The 15,477-nt window shown below is 45.0% G+C and carries 30 protein-coding genes; 12 read left to right on the top strand and 18 right to left on the bottom strand.

The features are described from left to right. Positions 1 to 235: 235 nt before the first annotated feature. From ACTIE0_RS11710 to ACTIE0_RS11670, 9 genes are all read right to left on the bottom strand, one after another. Positions 236 to 535: a UPF0175 family protein gene (locus ACTIE0_RS11710; protein ID WP_006668956.1), complete on the bottom strand. Its 300-nt coding sequence runs from the start codon at positions 533 to 535 to the stop codon at positions 236 to 238. 294 nt (positions 536 to 829) lie between these two features. Beyond that, entirely contained in the window at positions 830 to 1,087 is a 258-nt protein-coding gene (locus ACTIE0_RS11705) for a hypothetical protein (protein WP_006668955.1), read from the bottom strand. A gap of 295 nt (positions 1,088 to 1,382) precedes the next feature. Further along, complete coding sequence (locus tag ACTIE0_RS11700; protein WP_192808264.1) at positions 1,383 to 1,538, bottom strand: hypothetical protein; 156 nt, start codon at positions 1,536 to 1,538, stop codon at positions 1,383 to 1,385. 359 nt (positions 1,539 to 1,897) lie between these two features. Next, the gene (locus tag ACTIE0_RS11695; protein ID WP_006622758.1) at positions 1,898 to 2,263 is read right to left on the bottom strand and encodes a DUF5615 family PIN-like protein; all 366 of its coding nucleotides are present in this window, start codon (positions 2,261 to 2,263) and stop codon (positions 1,898 to 1,900) included. A gap of 5 nt (positions 2,264 to 2,268) precedes the next feature. Next, entirely contained in the window at positions 2,269 to 2,496 is a 228-nt protein-coding gene (locus ACTIE0_RS11690; protein WP_006622759.1) for a DUF433 domain-containing protein, read from the bottom strand. Between the two features lie 188 nt (positions 2,497 to 2,684). Continuing rightward, complete coding sequence (locus ACTIE0_RS11685; protein WP_006668954.1) at positions 2,685 to 3,788, bottom strand: T3SS effector HopA1 family protein; 1,104 nt, start codon at positions 3,786 to 3,788, stop codon at positions 2,685 to 2,687. A gap of 24 nt (positions 3,789 to 3,812) precedes the next feature. Beyond that, positions 3,813 to 4,982 carry a phosphotransferase gene (locus ACTIE0_RS11680; protein WP_006668953.1) on the bottom strand — a complete coding sequence of 390 codons (1,170 nt, stop codon included), beginning with the start codon at positions 4,980 to 4,982 and terminating at the stop codon, positions 3,813 to 3,815. A 240-nt stretch (positions 4,983 to 5,222) separates the two neighbouring features. Further along, positions 5,223 to 5,462 (bottom strand): PIN domain-containing protein, encoded by a 240-nt coding sequence (locus ACTIE0_RS11675; RefSeq protein ID WP_006668952.1) that lies wholly within the window; start codon positions 5,460 to 5,462, stop codon positions 5,223 to 5,225. Between the two features lie 16 nt (positions 5,463 to 5,478). Then, positions 5,479 to 5,703, bottom strand: coding sequence for a UPF0175 family protein (locus tag ACTIE0_RS11670; protein ID WP_006668951.1), 225 nt, complete (start codon positions 5,701 to 5,703; stop codon positions 5,479 to 5,481). Positions 5,704 to 6,137: 434 nt separating this feature from the next. On the opposite strand from ACTIE0_RS11670, the gene ACTIE0_RS11665 reads away from it, so the two are divergent. From ACTIE0_RS11665 to ACTIE0_RS11655, 3 genes are all read left to right on the top strand, one after another. Further along, positions 6,138 to 6,527 (top strand): type II toxin-antitoxin system VapC family toxin, encoded by a 390-nt coding sequence (locus ACTIE0_RS11665; protein ID WP_006668950.1) that lies wholly within the window; start codon positions 6,138 to 6,140, stop codon positions 6,525 to 6,527. A gap of 3 nt (positions 6,528 to 6,530) precedes the next feature. Next, a complete protein-coding gene (locus ACTIE0_RS11660; protein WP_006622767.1) occupies positions 6,531 to 6,746 on the top strand; it encodes a hypothetical protein in 216 nt (71 codons plus the stop codon). A gap of 199 nt (positions 6,747 to 6,945) precedes the next feature. Further along, the gene (locus ACTIE0_RS11655; RefSeq protein WP_006668949.1) at positions 6,946 to 7,215 is read left to right on the top strand and encodes a hypothetical protein; all 270 of its coding nucleotides are present in this window, start codon (positions 6,946 to 6,948) and stop codon (positions 7,213 to 7,215) included. A gap of 161 nt (positions 7,216 to 7,376) precedes the next feature. Here ACTIE0_RS11655 and ACTIE0_RS11650 read toward each other — a convergent pair whose 3' ends face one another. The 4 genes from ACTIE0_RS11650 to ACTIE0_RS11635 all read right to left on the bottom strand — a co-directional run bounded on the left by ACTIE0_RS11650 (position 7,377) and on the right by ACTIE0_RS11635 (position 9,108). Continuing rightward, a complete protein-coding gene (locus tag ACTIE0_RS11650; protein ID WP_006668948.1) occupies positions 7,377 to 7,667 on the bottom strand; it encodes a type II toxin-antitoxin system VapC family toxin in 291 nt (96 codons plus the stop codon). A 2-nt stretch (positions 7,668 to 7,669) separates the two neighbouring features. Next, positions 7,670 to 7,888, bottom strand: a complete 219-nt coding sequence (vapB, locus tag ACTIE0_RS11645) for a type II toxin-antitoxin system VapB family antitoxin (RefSeq protein ID WP_006622770.1) — start codon at positions 7,886 to 7,888, stop codon at positions 7,670 to 7,672. Positions 7,889 to 8,408: 520 nt separating this feature from the next. Further along, positions 8,409 to 8,732: a helix-turn-helix domain-containing protein gene (locus ACTIE0_RS11640; RefSeq protein ID WP_006622772.1), complete on the bottom strand. Its 324-nt coding sequence runs from the start codon at positions 8,730 to 8,732 to the stop codon at positions 8,409 to 8,411. A gap of 4 nt (positions 8,733 to 8,736) precedes the next feature. After that, positions 8,737 to 9,108, bottom strand: a complete 372-nt coding sequence (locus ACTIE0_RS11635) for a type II toxin-antitoxin system RelE/ParE family toxin (RefSeq protein WP_108615183.1) — start codon at positions 9,106 to 9,108, stop codon at positions 8,737 to 8,739. Positions 9,109 to 9,192: 84 nt separating this feature from the next. Here ACTIE0_RS11635 and ACTIE0_RS11630 point away from each other — a divergent pair, with 84 nt between their 5' ends. The 4 genes from ACTIE0_RS11630 to ACTIE0_RS11615 all read left to right on the top strand — a co-directional run bounded on the left by ACTIE0_RS11630 (position 9,193) and on the right by ACTIE0_RS11615 (position 11,570). Next, entirely contained in the window at positions 9,193 to 9,429 is a 237-nt protein-coding gene (locus tag ACTIE0_RS11630) for a type II toxin-antitoxin system HicB family antitoxin (protein WP_006622774.1), read from the top strand. Beyond that, positions 9,430 to 9,552, top strand: coding sequence for a type II toxin-antitoxin system HicA family toxin (locus tag ACTIE0_RS11625; protein WP_108615277.1), 123 nt, complete (start codon positions 9,430 to 9,432; stop codon positions 9,550 to 9,552). It abuts the gene before it with no gap. Between the two features lie 124 nt (positions 9,553 to 9,676). Next, positions 9,677 to 10,870 (top strand): AAA family ATPase, encoded by a 1,194-nt coding sequence (locus ACTIE0_RS11620; protein WP_006668944.1) that lies wholly within the window; start codon positions 9,677 to 9,679, stop codon positions 10,868 to 10,870. Continuing rightward, a complete protein-coding gene (locus ACTIE0_RS11615) occupies positions 10,863 to 11,570 on the top strand; it encodes a hypothetical protein (protein WP_006668943.1) in 708 nt (235 codons plus the stop codon). Before ACTIE0_RS11620 ends, ACTIE0_RS11615 begins: the two co-directional genes overlap by 8 nt. A gap of 98 nt (positions 11,571 to 11,668) precedes the next feature. Here the strand turns inward: ACTIE0_RS11615 and ACTIE0_RS11610 are convergent, their stop codons facing one another. Further along, on the bottom strand, positions 11,669 to 11,920 hold the full coding sequence (locus ACTIE0_RS11610; RefSeq protein ID WP_006622777.1) for a hypothetical protein: 252 nt from the start codon (positions 11,918 to 11,920) through the stop codon (positions 11,669 to 11,671). A 415-nt stretch (positions 11,921 to 12,335) separates the two neighbouring features. On the opposite strand from ACTIE0_RS11610, the gene ACTIE0_RS11605 reads away from it, so the two are divergent. From ACTIE0_RS11605 to ACTIE0_RS11595, 3 genes are read left to right on the top strand one after another with little or no spacing between them, the layout of a single operon-like run. Next, positions 12,336 to 12,491: a hypothetical protein gene (locus tag ACTIE0_RS11605; RefSeq protein ID WP_006622779.1), complete on the top strand. Its 156-nt coding sequence runs from the start codon at positions 12,336 to 12,338 to the stop codon at positions 12,489 to 12,491. Continuing rightward, positions 12,488 to 12,646 (top strand): hypothetical protein, encoded by a 159-nt coding sequence (locus ACTIE0_RS11600; protein WP_006622780.1) that lies wholly within the window; start codon positions 12,488 to 12,490, stop codon positions 12,644 to 12,646. Before ACTIE0_RS11605 ends, ACTIE0_RS11600 begins: the two co-directional genes overlap by 4 nt. A 48-nt stretch (positions 12,647 to 12,694) precedes the next feature. Further along, complete coding sequence (locus ACTIE0_RS11595; RefSeq protein ID WP_006668942.1) at positions 12,695 to 12,850, top strand: hypothetical protein; 156 nt, start codon at positions 12,695 to 12,697, stop codon at positions 12,848 to 12,850. Between the two features lie 11 nt (positions 12,851 to 12,861). On the opposite strand, the gene ACTIE0_RS11590 is transcribed toward ACTIE0_RS11595, so the two are convergent. From ACTIE0_RS11590 to ACTIE0_RS11575, 4 genes are all read right to left on the bottom strand, one after another. Next, a complete protein-coding gene (locus tag ACTIE0_RS11590; protein ID WP_006668941.1) occupies positions 12,862 to 13,137 on the bottom strand; it encodes a hypothetical protein in 276 nt (91 codons plus the stop codon). After that, positions 13,103 to 13,324, bottom strand: a complete 222-nt coding sequence (locus tag ACTIE0_RS11585) for a hypothetical protein (RefSeq protein WP_006622783.1) — start codon at positions 13,322 to 13,324, stop codon at positions 13,103 to 13,105. Before ACTIE0_RS11585 ends, ACTIE0_RS11590 begins: the two co-directional genes overlap by 35 nt. Positions 13,325 to 13,326: 2 nt before the next feature. Next, positions 13,327 to 13,527 carry a type II toxin-antitoxin system HigB family toxin gene (locus tag ACTIE0_RS11580; protein ID WP_235720187.1) on the bottom strand — a complete coding sequence of 67 codons (201 nt, stop codon included), beginning with the start codon at positions 13,525 to 13,527 and terminating at the stop codon, positions 13,327 to 13,329. Between the two features lie 255 nt (positions 13,528 to 13,782). Then, complete coding sequence (locus tag ACTIE0_RS11575) at positions 13,783 to 14,019, bottom strand: hypothetical protein (RefSeq protein WP_192808262.1); 237 nt, start codon at positions 14,017 to 14,019, stop codon at positions 13,783 to 13,785. 739 nt (positions 14,020 to 14,758) lie between these two features. Between ACTIE0_RS11575 and ACTIE0_RS11570 the strand changes: the two genes are divergently transcribed. Continuing rightward, on the top strand, positions 14,759 to 15,121 hold the full coding sequence (locus tag ACTIE0_RS11570) for a DUF6972 family protein (RefSeq protein ID WP_006622789.1): 363 nt from the start codon (positions 14,759 to 14,761) through the stop codon (positions 15,119 to 15,121). Beyond that, positions 15,081 to 15,371 (top strand): hypothetical protein, encoded by a 291-nt coding sequence (locus tag ACTIE0_RS11565; protein ID WP_006622790.1) that lies wholly within the window; start codon positions 15,081 to 15,083, stop codon positions 15,369 to 15,371. Before ACTIE0_RS11570 ends, ACTIE0_RS11565 begins: the two co-directional genes overlap by 41 nt. Positions 15,372 to 15,477 lie beyond the last annotated feature (106 nt).

Below are 15,477 nucleotides of genomic sequence, written 5' to 3'. Positions count from 1 at the left end.
TGCATTGGTGTTGTGTCCCCAAAGCCTTGCAATGGCGTACCTTAACTTCAGTTTTTGAAGTTTGCAACTTTAATTATTGCGAAGTATTAAGCTGATGAATTGGTCAACAGTAGTCGGTTAGGTGTAGGAACAAAACCCAACACCACCATCTCTAACTCTAATCTTTGATTACAGTGGCAACGTCATCACCATCTCAAACCCTCTAATCTTTTCGGCATCTAAATTGGGAAAAAATTTAACCCACAATGCTGGGAGTGCGAACATCTTGCTCGCTAGGACCCTCAAGTTTAAATGCCGAACAGCTTAAATCTAAATTATTCAGGTCTTCCTGAAACTCCTCAATATCATAGTGGACGCAAATACCTCGCTCAGAAATCAGTTTTTGAAACTGCATCCTATGCCACCCCAATAGCTCACTCGCTTTCCCTAAACTAATTTTATCTTGCTGAAATAACATCAGCACAATTTCCAACAATAGCTCATTTTCGGAAAAACCACTCGCCTTTACTAGGTCATCGCAAATCACTAAACTCATGGGGAACTCTCCTAGGCTGAAATCTCCTGCTTAAATCCTAGCAGCCACCAAAGCGATCGCGCCGGGTTGCAGATGCCGTAATCCCCTAGAATCAGAAACCGGGTTTCTCGGTTGGGTTTCTGCATCTTTGCTCAGACTTGACCAGAAACCCGGTTTCTCAACAGGGTTTTCTGCTCTTATCCGGGGATAACCTCAAAAGTATCTGTATCATAGAGTCGAGAAACATAAAAATCACTGTCTAATGTGAAAATTCGCTTAATCTTTTGGCTTTCTGCGACAGCCACCAGAGAAGCATCAGCTAAATCCTTGTTTAGATAATTTTGTGGCAATCTGTTCCCCAAAATAAGTTGTTTGAACTTGATGATGAGGTTCCATTTGACTATCGATCGCCCCAATTAAGTCTCCGATTTTTTCAGATAACGGTTCAGCTTCTGGCTGGGGTTGTTCAAGTTGAGATAAAATCCAACCTTCGGGAGTTAACCCTTGTGTTTGGGCGACTTCTAGGAGAGCTTGATAAGTTGTTTCAGATAGAATCAGGGTATGTTCTGACATAATTTGACTCCGTGAGCTTGCTCCGATTTTAACTCTAATCCCTGTGAATGACAAGGAGGCAATCGAACCCAAAAGTAGGGGGCGTTCCCCATACCCAGGCCAATTTTTGCCCAATGCCGCCATTCTCGGAAACGCGCCTTCATCCTGGTCAAGGGGGTGTGACTCTAAGCTATAGCAGTTCCCGGACTCATGAGGTACGTTTCAAAGCCCCTCTCTCTTTCTGGGAGAGGGGTTTGGGGTGAGGGCCGTACCTTATGAAGATGAGAAACGCTATAGGAGATTTGGGTTATTCCCATCATTTTTGGCAGAGGGTGACCGAGGCTACATCTGCTTCAATCTTAGCAGCCGGGGAGGCGATCGCCCACAATTGTGGATGCCATATCGCCTCTTGAAATTGCTCCTTAGCCCGGTCAATGGGTTGGAGGCAACAACACTCAACAACCCTCAGCAATTTGTTAGTCTAACAACTTAACGATTCCCTGCGAAACGGGGATGCGATCGCCCCAATCCTCTAACTAGCACAATTATGTCTCAATTTTACCGACCAAAACACCGTAATTTCACGTATATTATGACCGCAAATCCCCATTATTTCGTATCACCGAGGTTGGTTTTTCGAGACATAACTAACACAATTATGTCTTTTTTATCTCGCTCCCCCCAGGGTTCGGGTGGTGGCGGGTCAAAAAAATAGCCCCATGACCTAATGAGGCTAAAATCTACCGATGGGCCGATCGCTCTTTCCCAGATAGGCGATAAGCCTGACGGCATAGCGACCCTTACCGCTCTGTTTAATCTCAATCATCAGCCTCAAACAGACGGACGACGAATTCGGGTTTGTATGTCATCTGCCACCACCAGACAACCTTGTAAAGTCGCCAGTGGATCTTCCCGCACAACCCGCTGCAAAACATCAAGCACGGCCTGACGACTTCCACAGCGAGAACGCAACAGTAAAATTCCCGGATGAGTTCCGGGTGGAAAACGTCGGACATCAGAAAAATCTAAGTCGAGAGTAATAAAAAAGCGTCCCTCAGTACAAACTTGCTGCCATACAACTTCATCGTCTTCACCAGACAATCCTTCATCAGTAACTCGATCGCAATCGTAACCTTCATTTCGGAGAAACTCTGCATGGGTAATACTAAGATTTTCGTCTAATTTGACTAAGAGCATTATGATCACGTTGGCGACAGTTCTTCTTCTCTTGCTAGTGCCGCCGCATAAGCGATCGCCGAGCGCACATTTTCTAAAGTCAACGGTGGATATTCCTCAACAATTTCTGCTAATGTCAATCCCTCAGCCAGGTTATCCAGGATGACCGAAACCATAATCCTGGTTCCTTTAATACAAGGTTTGCCATGACAAATATTGGGGTTTTTCTCAATTTGTTCTTGCCAATTAAGCATGGTTTGCCCTCTACCAAATTGTTAAGCATAACTTGTCCTAGTTTAGCATAAAACCAACCGGCTACGAGAGCGATATCTGAGCCTGGTCGAAGCGATCGCTTTTCTGACTCCCTGAGCTCTGCTCCAAGAGGAGTTCGCGCAGCACCCCGGAGGCAATCGCTCTTTGATTCCCAGATAGGCGACTAATATCAGCCTGCGAACTCTAATCCCTGATAAACATCCTCAGAATCTGCATTCAAATAAGGACGCTGCCAATCAATCCCCAACCCAGAAAACTGCTCAGAAATAGCAGCAATCCGACCCGCCGCAGAATTGTCCTCCTGTTGCCAAGCCATCAATAACCCATTAGCTATAATCTGACAGCGATTCATCCCAAAACTCTCCTCACTGCCAAACTTTTTGTCCGGTTCTTCCGCCAACCCCAAACCCGGTGCTAACTCCAGAGTAAACAAAGGTATTTCTGGCTTAAAAACAGACTTATTTTCTTGATAAACATGAGCCACAACCTGCCTGACCAACTCATAATCTGTTTTGCCAAAATAAAGCACCCCAGCATCATACCGTTGATAATCAGCCGGATTATACAAAGCCTTAAAACTAAAAGGAATGCCCCTCTCATTTAACCTTTCAGTCAACCCAGCCATCACAGCCACCGCACCTTCAGGAGTAACATTAAAATAGACCCTCACCATAGCTTCTTCTCTCTGTAAACCGGCATTACCTACCGCCATATAAAAGCCATTTTGCACCAAATTCTTAGGCATCAAAATTGACACAACATCCCCCACTGCTGCCGCTTTTTCAGACTCTTGAAGATGCTTTTCCCGTTCGATATGCAGCCGCAAACCGCCCTTAGTTACAGCCAAACTGCCATCGGTTTCTTCTCTCAAAATCGACCAACCCGCATCAAAATAACCTTCACCCTTATTCGCTTCTTCTAACTGCACATAAAAAGGCATATCTACGCCAGCAAAACTATTATTCTCTAAATCTAATTGCTGATCCTTATTCTCAGAACCTAATGCTTGGGATGCTTGCATCGACCCATTATAATAAATGCCATAAAGAAAACTCCGCAACTGTAAGCTCATGTACTTATCCTGCATTTCCTGGGGCAAAGCCTGAATCCGAGGCAATATCTCAGCAGGCATTTCCCAGGGTTGATAGTTCGGATGATGAATCGAAAAATCGGCGGAAATTTGGACATTTTCAACAATATCTGACAAAACTTCCTTTAACCGACCTCCAACTTCAGAGGCTAATTGATGAGATTGAGAATTAAGTAATGACATGATTTTTCAAGATACTCAACGATATTAAACTTTGCCAACAACAGAAGAATTCATCTGATTTAACTGAGTAGCAGTAGCCCCAAAAATCGTGGGCATTGATGATTCAGGACGAGATAACAAAGCCTTGGCTACCTGAAGCATAGCAATTCCGGTATTATTAAATATTTTTTGATACTGAACCATTGCCAAAATCCCAATAATTAAAGATAAACCGGCTAACTGTACGACTTGCTTTAAGAAATCAGGACGATATTCTAAGATTTCTGGGAAAGTTTCTAAATAAGCTAAAGTCAACCCACCGATAGATGGCTGAAGTAATTCTAGGGGAGTCGTGGCTAGTCGCAGAGACTCTTCGATACTGAGAGAATTGCTAATCACCAAGCTACCCAACCAAATTTGTAGATAACTAGCGATCGCCATTCCCAAATCAAATGCTGGATCTCCCCAATCAGACCTTTCCCAATCAATCAAGCGGATCGCATTTCCATTAATATCTTCCCAGTTTCGATTCAGAAGAATATTATTCAGCTTGAGGTCATTGTGAGTCAGACAAACAGGAGAAATAGTTTCAGTGACTCGATGAACTGCTTGTCCTAAGCTATCATATCGTTGATAAAGTGCAAAAAATTTCAATCCATCCATCGGAGCCATACCAAAAATTTCAGGACCGATCCTTTCCAAACTCTCTAATAATAGCGGAGATACTTTGGGTTTTCCTGCCACCTCTTCTTGGACAAAAAATTCCCGATAAATACTCTGATTCCAGGTATCACGATGAATCGTCGCCAAACAACTGCCAATTTGAGCAGCAACCTGAACCGGAAAGAGATTGTTTTTAGAATAAAACTCTGCTAAATCCTGATAATTATCCAGATAAGTAGAAACTAAAATTGAGTTATCAGCATCGTGGAGCAGTAATTCTGGCAGAAAACTACGCCAATGGTCAAATTCAGGAAAGCTCTGTAGAAATTTGGGGATTCGCCATTCCCCAAAAAACTCGCCCACAGTTTCTTTTTCCGAATTGATAAATTGTTCTTGTTTAACCAGTAACTTTCGACCCTCTGGTAAAGTCACCAATAAATTAAAATTTTTAGCCTCAACCTGCTCTACTCCTGGATTTTCTAGGGAGCGATCGCAGATTTTTTGGTCGATTAAATAGTCATAAACATTTTGAGAACTTAACACAAATTTCATAATTACAATTATTCTCAAATATGGCTGCTCTGTTTTGATTGATTTTCATCATAATTGATGATAGCCTTATTGCCAACCTCTTCATCTGTATTAAAAAGACATAATTAATACAATTATGTCTAAACTTCAACTAATCTCGCCAGTCAAACAAGCTGTTAGATTGTTTTATTGCTAATTGCGATCGCTCCCTAGACAAAGAAACCGGGTTTCTGTGAGAGTTTTTGCCTCCTCACCAAGATGTCAACTAGAAACCGGGTTTCTCCACGGGAGACAAAGAAACCGGGTTTCTGTGATAGGTTTGTGCATCCTAATTGCCGATCGCACTGCTGTAATCACAGTGTCCCCAGCCCGGGAATCCAACAATTCCTCATGCACCGCACAGGGAATTAAAATCCTACCATAAAGCTGAGGCATTAGGCTAAATTGCTCGACCTTCGCTAAAAATGGGATAAGGGGTGAAGTGTTGCTGACAACAATCATAATCACTCCGTTTCCTCTAGGTTTTGAGGTCTTGCTGAAACTCATCAATCTCATAATGGACGCAAATACCTCGCTCAGAAATCAGTTTTTGAAACTGCATCCGATGCCACCCCAATAACTCACTGGCTTTACCCAAACTAATTTTATCTTGCTGAAACAACATCAGCACAATTTCCCCAAATAACTCATTTTCAGAAAAGCCACTAGCCTTTACTAAATCATCGGAAATCACTAAACTCATCGGGAACTCTCCTAGGCTGAAATCTCCTGCTTAAATCCTAGCAGCGACGAAAGCGATCGCCCACAATTGCGGATACCATATCGCCTCTTGAAATTGCTCCTTAGCCCGGTCAATGGGTTTGAGGCAACAACTCTCAACAACCCTCAGCAATTTGTTAATCTAACAACTTCACGATTCCCTGCGAAACGGGGATGCGATCGCGCCTATCCTCCAATGGTTGTAACATAGATATAGAAACCGGGTTTCTCCAGGGGATGCACTCTCTTGAGCGAGGTGTCACTAGAAACCCGGTTTCTCCACATATAGGCGATCGCCTTCGCATAAAATAGAGTGACTTGACTTTTATCTATATGAATGAGACTGTTTACATCGAAACAAGTATTTTAGGGTATCTCACCGCTAGATAGACCAAAAACTTGATTATCGCTGCCCACATGGAGATTACAAGGGACTGGTGGGAACTGCGCCGGAACGCTTTCACTCTCTATACATCAGAAGCCGTTTTAGAGGAAGTGGCACAAGGAGATCCAGCGATCGCCGCCCAACGACTAGAGATTTTAGGTAATTTTCCTTTGCTGGCTTTAAATCAAGCGGTAGAAGCTTTGGCAGCACAATTTTTAGACCGAAGCAATTTGCCCCCTAAAGCCAAGATAGACGCGATCCACATAGCTGCTGCCACTGTTCACGGTATGGATTATTTGTTAACATGGAACTGCAAGCATATCGCCAATGCCCAAATTCAAGGAAAATTGGCCGAAATTAGTCTAGATTGTGGCTATGTGCTGCCTGTTCTCTGTACGCCCAACGAACTCATGGGAGATTAGTCTATGTGGAAAGATGAAATTGTCGAAGAAATCCATCAAATTCGCGATAACTATGCCAAGTCTTTCAACTACGATTTGAATGCCATATTTGAAGACCTCCGCAAAAAGGAAGCAGAAAGCGGCAGAGAAGTTGTCAATTTGTCGCGCCCACCGGGTTTAAAAACCCGTTGGAGTGGACGAGATTTTGAGGGTGAAGTCAAGAAAACCAAGCCCAGTTAGGATGAGCCATCGTTAGGTGCGATCGCCCCTAATTGCAAATACCATATCCCCTACACTCAGAAACCTTCTGTCTTTCTGCATCCTCACAGAGATTTTGCCATCAACCCGGTTTCTCAGTTCCAATTACCATCAATCAAAACCCTCGTAGGTTGGTATGATAAAATTAATCAGGTCAAGCCATTTTAGGAAAGTTAAAGCTATGACCACTAAACAACCTCGCTACAGTAAAGAGGAATTCGCTCGTCTTGGGGATGAAATTTATGAATTTAAGGTTCGCCCACAAGTAGAGGCAGGTAATGAGGGCAAGATTGTGGCGATTGATTTAGAAACTGGAGATTTTGAAGTCGATGCTAGTGAAATTGCCGCCTGCGATCGCCTTGAAGCCACTCACCCTGATGCTCAAATCTGGATTGTGCGAATCGGTTCCGGCTATGTCCGTCGCTTCGGTGGACTAAGCAAGAGAATTTGATGATTACCGGAATCGTTAATAGAGATTTTGAACCGATTATTCCCCATATTCACACCCTGCCAACTTATCACCAGACTCGGTGAATAGAATAGGCATCAAAAGCCGAATCGCGACTAATCAAAACCAAGCGATGATTCATGGCTTGTGCCACCAAAATCCGATCAAACGGATCGCGATGATGGAGGGGTAAGCTCAGGTAGAACTCGGTATAGTGCGAATGTAATGGGCAGAACGCCTATTTTTAGTTGTTGTAGCACTTCCTCTAATTCTGAGAATGATTTCTGTAACCTAAGTTTGCCTAAACCCAATTTAATTGAAATTTCCCATAAACTGGCAATACTTACGGAGAGATTGTTATTGGCATCTTCCAGAATTTCGGTGGCTCTATCACTTAAATTTTCACTGTTTTGCAAGTACCACAGTAAAGTATGGGTATCCAGTAGGCAATTCATCTTTACATATAATCCTTTAAATCTTCCAGAGGTTCATCAAAATCATCAGACATCCAGATTTGACCCTGCCAAATACCCAGTCCGCCTCGCTGGGGTGCTTTGGCGGTTTGAACAGCGTCTGCCGCATATCGGTTCACCAAAAATTCTGTATAGTCCAAAACTGACTGCTTGACAGATTCTGGGAGTTTTTCCACATTTTTTAAAATGGCATTTTCTATCATTTTTTTACTTAAAAATATGCCTCTCTATGAATCAATTAACTCTCATATCTGGCTTTCACAAAAGCCGGAATTTGATGGGGGTCAGTCCACCCGGGGGGTTTATGGAAGCCCAACCAGTGGACTATAGCTAGTGATTTTTACTCACTTAATCCTATAGCATTCCTAAATGAATTGTGGAAGACCCTCACCCCCAACCCCTCTCCCAGAACGGGAGAGGGGAGAAGAAAATGTCACAACTGATTTAGGATTGCTATAGTTTTCTTGTTTTCAAGATAACACATCCCGGCCATCAATGCCAGCAACATAGATTTTCGTTTAGTTCAAAATTTGAAGACCTCCGCAAAAAGGAAGCAGAAAGCGGCAGAGAAGTTGTCACTTTGTCGCGCCAACCCGGTTGAAAAACCCGTTGGAGTGGACGAGATTTTGATGGTGAAGTCAAGAAAAACAAGCCCAGTTAGGAGAGATAGTTAGGAGCGATAGTTAGGAGCGATAGTTAGGAGCGATCGCCTTTAATCTTCCCTTACAACCCCACCACTCGTGTTTCAGCTTGTCTGAAAGACTTGGGTTTTACTACGATTTCTACATCCCGACCCAACGCATTTAAAAAACGAAACAACCGAGTCGTGGAAAAACCCGATAGCTTGCCATTCACTAATGCCGCCACTTTAGGCTGGTCAATTCCCAACATTTCTGCCGCCTCAGTTTGAGTCATATTTTGGGCGGCGATAATACCACTAATTCTCCGGGCAAGTTCTGCCTTGACCAGTAATTCATCAGAATTTTCTAACTCTAAATCGGCGAATACATTGCCACTTCCTGCTTGTACTTTAATCGGGTGATTCATATTTTTACTGCTGATTGATGTAATGTTCGGAGTAATGTTCTTTGGCACGTTTAAGCCTTCCCTCGATTAGCTCAATATCCTGCTTAGGCGTGGCAATCCCTTTTTTTGACTTCTTCTGAAAAGCGTGGAGGACATAGACCACCCCAGCTAACTTTAAAGTGTAAACGGCTCGATAAGTGTCTCCGTCAAAATCTTCGACAACTTCAAGCACCCCAGCCCCCTTAAAGCCTTTGAGTGGTTTCGCAGACGGGTGCTTTTCACCACATTTAGCCAGATATAGCGCATAACCAACACCTTGCCGAACCTCCTCGGGGAACTCCTTTAAATCCTCAAGAGAACTGCCAACCCACTCAACTGGTTTTAGTAATTCACTCATGCCTCAATTATGCTACTTTTGGCATATCATGTCAATCCCTGAATCCTGCTAGACTGAACTTAAGAAACTGATGAAGCTAAGTTGATGAAAATTAAAGCCATTATTCATCCAGCAGAAGAAGGGGGTTATTGGGTAGAAGTCCCAGCCCTTCCCGGTTGCATTACCGAAGGTGATACCTGGGAAGAGGTCACGCAGAATTTACAAGACGCCGTTGAGGGTTGGCTGAGTGTTGCGAATAATAGCCTGAAAAAAACAGAACCCACCGACGAAATTGTGGAAAAACAGGGCTGGTTTTTACAGAGAATTACAGGAAGCCACTAGATTTACGACAATCCCCCAGAACCCAAAATTCTCTCTATTCCTGTCCATAGTAATCAGGAATTAAAAATTGGCACTTTAAAGGCATTGATGAAAGTAGCCAATCTCACCGAGGAGGACTTGTGAAAAAAGACCCCGATTCAATTAACCAGCAATCATCCTAGCCTCTTTTGTGCCATAATGGTTTTATTTGAACCCGTGAGGGAGAGGTTGCTGCCCCGATGGGAGGAGAGGATGGGATAAGATACTGATGACGATGATTCGCGAGGTCACAATTCGAGGCTTCAAGTCCATTTACTCCGCCACCCTAGAACTTGGTCGAGTGAATTGCTTCATTGGGGCCAATGGAGCGGGCAAAAGTAACTTGCTGGAAGCTCTGGGAGTCTTAGGCGCGGCAGCTAATGGCGTGGTTGATGATGAAAGCCTGCTGCGTCGTGGGGTGCGGGCGGGCTTACCCAGGCTGTATAAAAGCTCTTTTGCGACCGATCGCACTCCTGCCCATATTGCCATTGAGGTCACCGGCTCAGGTAACGAAGCCTATCGCGTTTCTTTGCTCAACCCCCTCGATTCCCCTGAACCGGCTTGGTCCTATAAAACCGAAGTCCTCAGCGACGGCTCTGAGGAAATCCTTTCTGATGGCATTCGCAACAAGAAGAACCTCAACCCCAAAGCGGGCTTGGCTGCCTTGCAGTTGGTGGAGTTAGACCCCCAGAATCCGGCGGCTCAACTGATGCAGCGCCTCCAGGAATTTGCCATTTACTGCCCGAACACTCCCACTCTGCGTGGCATTGTCCCGGACCAACAATCGCGCCTCCCCCTGGGTGTGAGCGGTGGACTACTCGCTGAAGGGTTTGCCTCCCTGCGCGAATATTTAGAGGGTAGAGGGGAAGAAGGTGAGGAGATTCTGGAGCAAGTGCTGGAGTTGATCGACTGGGTGGCTGATATCCAAACCACCAGCTATGGAACGAATCTGCTCTCGCCCAAGGTGCCTCGGACTAAGCTCCTCCTGAAATTCAGCGATCGCTTCATGAACCAAAGCCGCAACGAACTCACCGCCTACGATGCCAGCGAAGGCGCACTTTATGTCATCTTGGCGGCGGTGCTTTGCCTGTTACCCCAAGCTCCCCGACTGCTGGCGATCGACAATCTGGATCAAGCCCTGAATCCCCGACTGCTGGTCCGGCTGATTTCCCGTCTTGCGGGCTGGCTTCAGGATAATGACTGCGATCGCCAACTGCTGTTAACGGTCCATAATCCCGCCGCCCTCGATGGTCTGGACTTACTGGATTCTGAGGTGCGCCTGTTTGTGGTAGAGCGCAATAGCAATGGTCAAACCTGTATCCGTCGCCTCACACTCACCCCCGAACTTACTCAACTGAACCAGCAATATCCCCTCTCACGCCTCTGGATTATGGGGCATCTAGGAGCGGTGCCCAATGTCTGATCCGTTAAAAATTGCCCTAGTAGCCGAAGGGCCAACGGATTTGGAAGTGATTCAAGCCGCCCTTAAAGCCATCTTACCCGATCCATTTATCATGACCCTGGTGCAACCGGAAGCGACTCAACCGCAAATGGGAGGCGGTTGGGGCGGTGTGCTGAAATGGTGTGACGCGGCGCAACAGAGGCATCATGGCTCACTGGATACGGACCCCACCCTGATGAGCTTTGATGTGCTGATTATTCATGTGGATGTGGATGTATCGACGGGTGAATATGACAATTGTGGACCCGCAGTGACAGAATTAGCGCAGCAGAACAAGTGGGGAACTCTCCCCTGCTCACAGCCCTGTCCTCCCGTAGCTGATACGGTGGATGCTCTGATGATGGCGATTCAAAGCTGGTTAGGAGGGGCTACTCCTGGCGATCGGACGGTGTTCTGCCTACCTGCCCAATCCTCCGGTACCTGGTTAGCAGCGGCGGTACTAGCTCCAGGGCATCCCCTCCTAGCCCAAGGGGAGTGCAATGTCAATCTAGAGAATAGACTGGCAACCCTACCCAAGGGACAGCGCATCAAGAAAAACAAGCGAGATTACCAAGTTCATGGGCCAAGCATTACCCAGCATTGGACACAAGTCAAAGGACTTTGTACCCAAGCCGCCAATTTTGAGCAGACTGTATTAACGGTAGTCCGTTCCTTGGAGTAGGGGCTTGGTGCTTTTTCTCTAGCTCTGTCAAGGTGTATTTTTAGGGGCTTCGATGCGATCGCCTGAAAAGGGTGATGAGACAAAACCCTGACATGAGGTCAGTCATAAACCCTGTTTTTCTTATCAATATGTGCGCCAAAATAAGTTGAATCAAACTGATGTAATGGTTCAGCTTGACTATCGATCGCCCCAATTAAGTCACCGATTTTTTCAGATAACGGTTCCGCTTCAGGCTGGGGTTTTTCAAGTTGAGATAAAATCCAACTTTCGGGAGTTAACCCTTGTTTTTGGGCGACTTCTAGGATGGCTTGATAAGTTTTTTCAGATAGAATCAGGGTATGTTCTGACATAATTTTACTCAGTTAACCTGCTCCGATTTTAACTCTAATCCATACAAATGGCAACGATGCAATTCAAGCCCAAAAGTAGGGGCGTTACCAGGAAAATACCCAGGCTAATTTTTGCCAAATACTGCCATTCTCCCGAACCCGCCTTTACCCCGGTCAAGGGGCTGTGACTCTAAGCTATAGCAGTTCCCGGACTCATGAGGTACGTTTCAAAGCCCCTCTCCCTTTCTGGGAGAGGGGTTTGGGGTGAGGGCCGTACCTTATGGAGATGAGAAACGCTATAGGAGATTTGGGTTATTCCCATCATTTTTGGCAGAGGGTGACACAGCCTACATCTGCTTAAATCTTAGCAGCCACGAAAGCGATCGCCCTCCAATTGCCGATACCATATCCCCTACACTCAGAAACCTTCTGTCAGATGCAAAAACAGATTGCCCATCCCAAATCGAGCAACTGGTTAGAGCAAATTAGCGGCTCTTTCAAAGATGAACCGGCTTTTGAAGAAATCCTCGCATTAGGGCAAGCCATTCGCCGAGGGGATGAGTCGGTATTAGATCCCTCAGAAATAAAATGAGATATTTATTAGATACAGATGATCTGAGCATTCTGCAAGGTCAATCTGGGGCAGATGATCACAATATTTTGGCACGAATGGCTCAATATACCCTCGATAATTTGGCGATTTCAATTATCACAATTCAGGAACCAATGTTGGGCTGTCATGCCTAGATTAACCGCCCTCGTTATCCCAATGAATTGGTTAAAGGTTATGAAATCATGGAACGGCTAGTAGCTGACTTTCAACGATTACCCATTCTCCCTTTTGATGCGATCGCCTCCCAAACCTTAGACCAGTTAAACTCACAACCGATTCAACTGGCTCAGATGGATGCGCGAATGGCGGCGATCGCGCTTTCTCAGCCAATGATTTGATTAACTCGTAATCATGGAGACTTGAGCAAAGTGGCAGGATTAGCAATAGAAAATTGGACAATTTGAAGTAGGGGAATGTAGATAGCGATCGCTCTTATTAAATTACTCTTCAAATCTAGGCGATCGCTCTCATTGTTCGGTGTTCTCTGTGTCCCTGTGGTGAAAAATCCCCAGGGTGATTTTATCGAGAAATAGAGGGGCGATCGATTATCAGAAATGGACCGATTTAACTCATTGCTTATGAGTAAACCATCAGTCTTGAAGTTCAGGAACCCGATCGCTTTCATATTGTTCAATTAAAACACCGAGAATATCCATCAGTGAAGCCAGAGGATGTGCTTCATCTTCGCCAACTTCATCAATCAGGCGATCGAGCCAATCAACCAGATCTTGATAACTGGCTTCATCGCGGGGAATGACTAATTTAGTTGCTAGGGGCTGCCACAATTTTTGAGTTTCATCAATGCTCAACATTTTTACTCTCTCCATTTTCCTCGATCATACTCTGCATGAGTCAAAACTGCCCGAATATAAATTTTTTGTCGATTATAGTGAATCGCCGCTATTAACCGTACTTTGTTCCCACCAATATTAAACACTGTGAGGTTATCAACTTGGTCAGCACTGGGAAACTCGTTACGAAGTTCAACAAAGGAATTAAATGTTCCTGATTTCACCAGTTGATATCAACGAGCCAATGCGCTTTCTGTGTCCGGGTACTTTGCTGCAAATTCATTGAGCCGTTTGCGTGTGATAACGTGCATAATGAAACTCAGGGATATTACCCAATTATATCATCGGTTTTAATGTCTGCGTCGCGCTCCTTAAATTTCCTCTCCCAAGAACGAAAAAGGCGATTTCCTCTGCGAATCTTAAAGAGTTAGTCAGGAAGTAGGTTGGGTTGAGGAAGGAAACCCGATGCCCACAAATATTTACCCTAGAAACTCAACGATTCTCTCCGGGATGTAAAAGCGATCGCCCTCCAATTGCGGATACCATATCCCCTGAGACTCAGAAACCTTCTGTGAGAGTTTCTGCATCCTCACAGAGATTGTGCCAGAAAATCGGTTTCTGAGGTACAATTGCTGTAAACCAAAAATCTCAACCCTGCTTGTCCAGACAATATCTATATGAACAGTCAAGAAATCACTGCCATATTTGATGGTCAATCCTTGCAATTAGAATCGCCCTTAAACCTAGAAGTAGGAACAAGAGTCAGCACCCCCGGCTGAAGCACGGGGGCTTCCTGCCCCCCGCTTTCAGGTAGCTGACCAGCTTAAGCCTTAACTGGCTACGTTCAGAGCAAGAGTTAAAGTTCCTACCCTGGAATGCGTGCTAGTTCCAGGCACTAGAACCAAATCGTTAAACAGTCCTAAGGGGTTAAGACAGTGCGATTTGGAAAGTACCGACTCTGAACATTAGCGTTCGCGCAGCGTGCGCGTTAGCGCAAGCGCAAACATTACCCCGCAAGGGAGTCGGAGCCAACCATAGCTCCATGGAGGGGCAACCATACCCCTCCACCCCGCAAGGGGGTGCTGGCGGCGGTCAGCCGCTTGAGTCGGTTTTCCTCTCCGCGATAAATCACGGAGCTTCCAACCCTCCCAGGAGTTTTACGTGAAAATTACTGTGGAAACCCTATTTGCCCCTAAAGACACCCCCAAGACATTTCTACAAACAGCCCAGTCCTTACAGTTACAAGGGAAGCCCGATTGGTCCGAGAACATTGACCAGTATCTATACGGAAACTCCATTACTGAGGATGATTGAAGTCTTTTTAGATACATCTTTTGCCATTGCTTTATCTTCCATTACAGACCAACATCATGGTAAAGCCGTTTAATTAGCCACTCAACTAGAACACGCCAACCCGGTTTTTATTATGGAGAGATAGCTAGTACAGCAAATCAGATGAGTGGTATTGACAGAGAAATATATATAGAAAACCGAACCAGTCTGATTGACAAACATTTACCCGAAACCGAAAAATCCCAAAGAGAACTGAAAACCGAAGGAATGGTCTATTTATTTAACGATCGCCAGACAATGGAGAGGGTGGGAGAGGAAATTAAGCAAAGAGGAGAAAGGACGGGAGCGGAAGATTCAGAAGACAAATACGAACGCTATGGATTATTTTTTGCCGAACCAATTGGGTATATCCTCAAATTAGATGGAACGAGAATTCCTCTCCACTATGGAGAAATAAAAATAAAAAAAAGCACAGGGAAATATCATGTCATACCTCGCACCAGACCGCGCACCACAAAATCCTGAAAACGCCAAAACGCAAATTACGACCAGAGAAGAAAAACAATGGGAGTTTGCCGAAATCTGGGTAGACCCTTGGCTTTCACCCCCTCATATTCTGATGTTAGTTAAAGAACAATCCGGTAAATTCTCGATTCAAAATCCGGCAGAAAACTATAAATCTATCTTTACCAGTGATACTTACGAAGAAAGTCAAATGTGGTTGCTGGAAGATGAATACGAACGAGTCACAGGTCGGTTTGGGCAACCGGAGTAAAAGCAAGGCGATCGCTTTTTGTTATAGGGGTAGGTTGGGTTGAGGAAGGAAACCCGATGCCCACAAATATTTACCCTAGAAACTCAACGATTCTCTCCGGGATGTA

The sequence above is a fragment of the Limnospira sp. genome (assembly GCF_051859755.1).
GTDB classification, from domain to species: domain Bacteria; phylum Cyanobacteriota; class Cyanobacteriia; order Cyanobacteriales; family Microcoleaceae; genus Limnospira; species Limnospira fusiformis.
The sequence above is the reverse complement of the archived record's forward strand: the minus strand, read 5'-3'. Positions and strand labels throughout refer to the sequence as shown.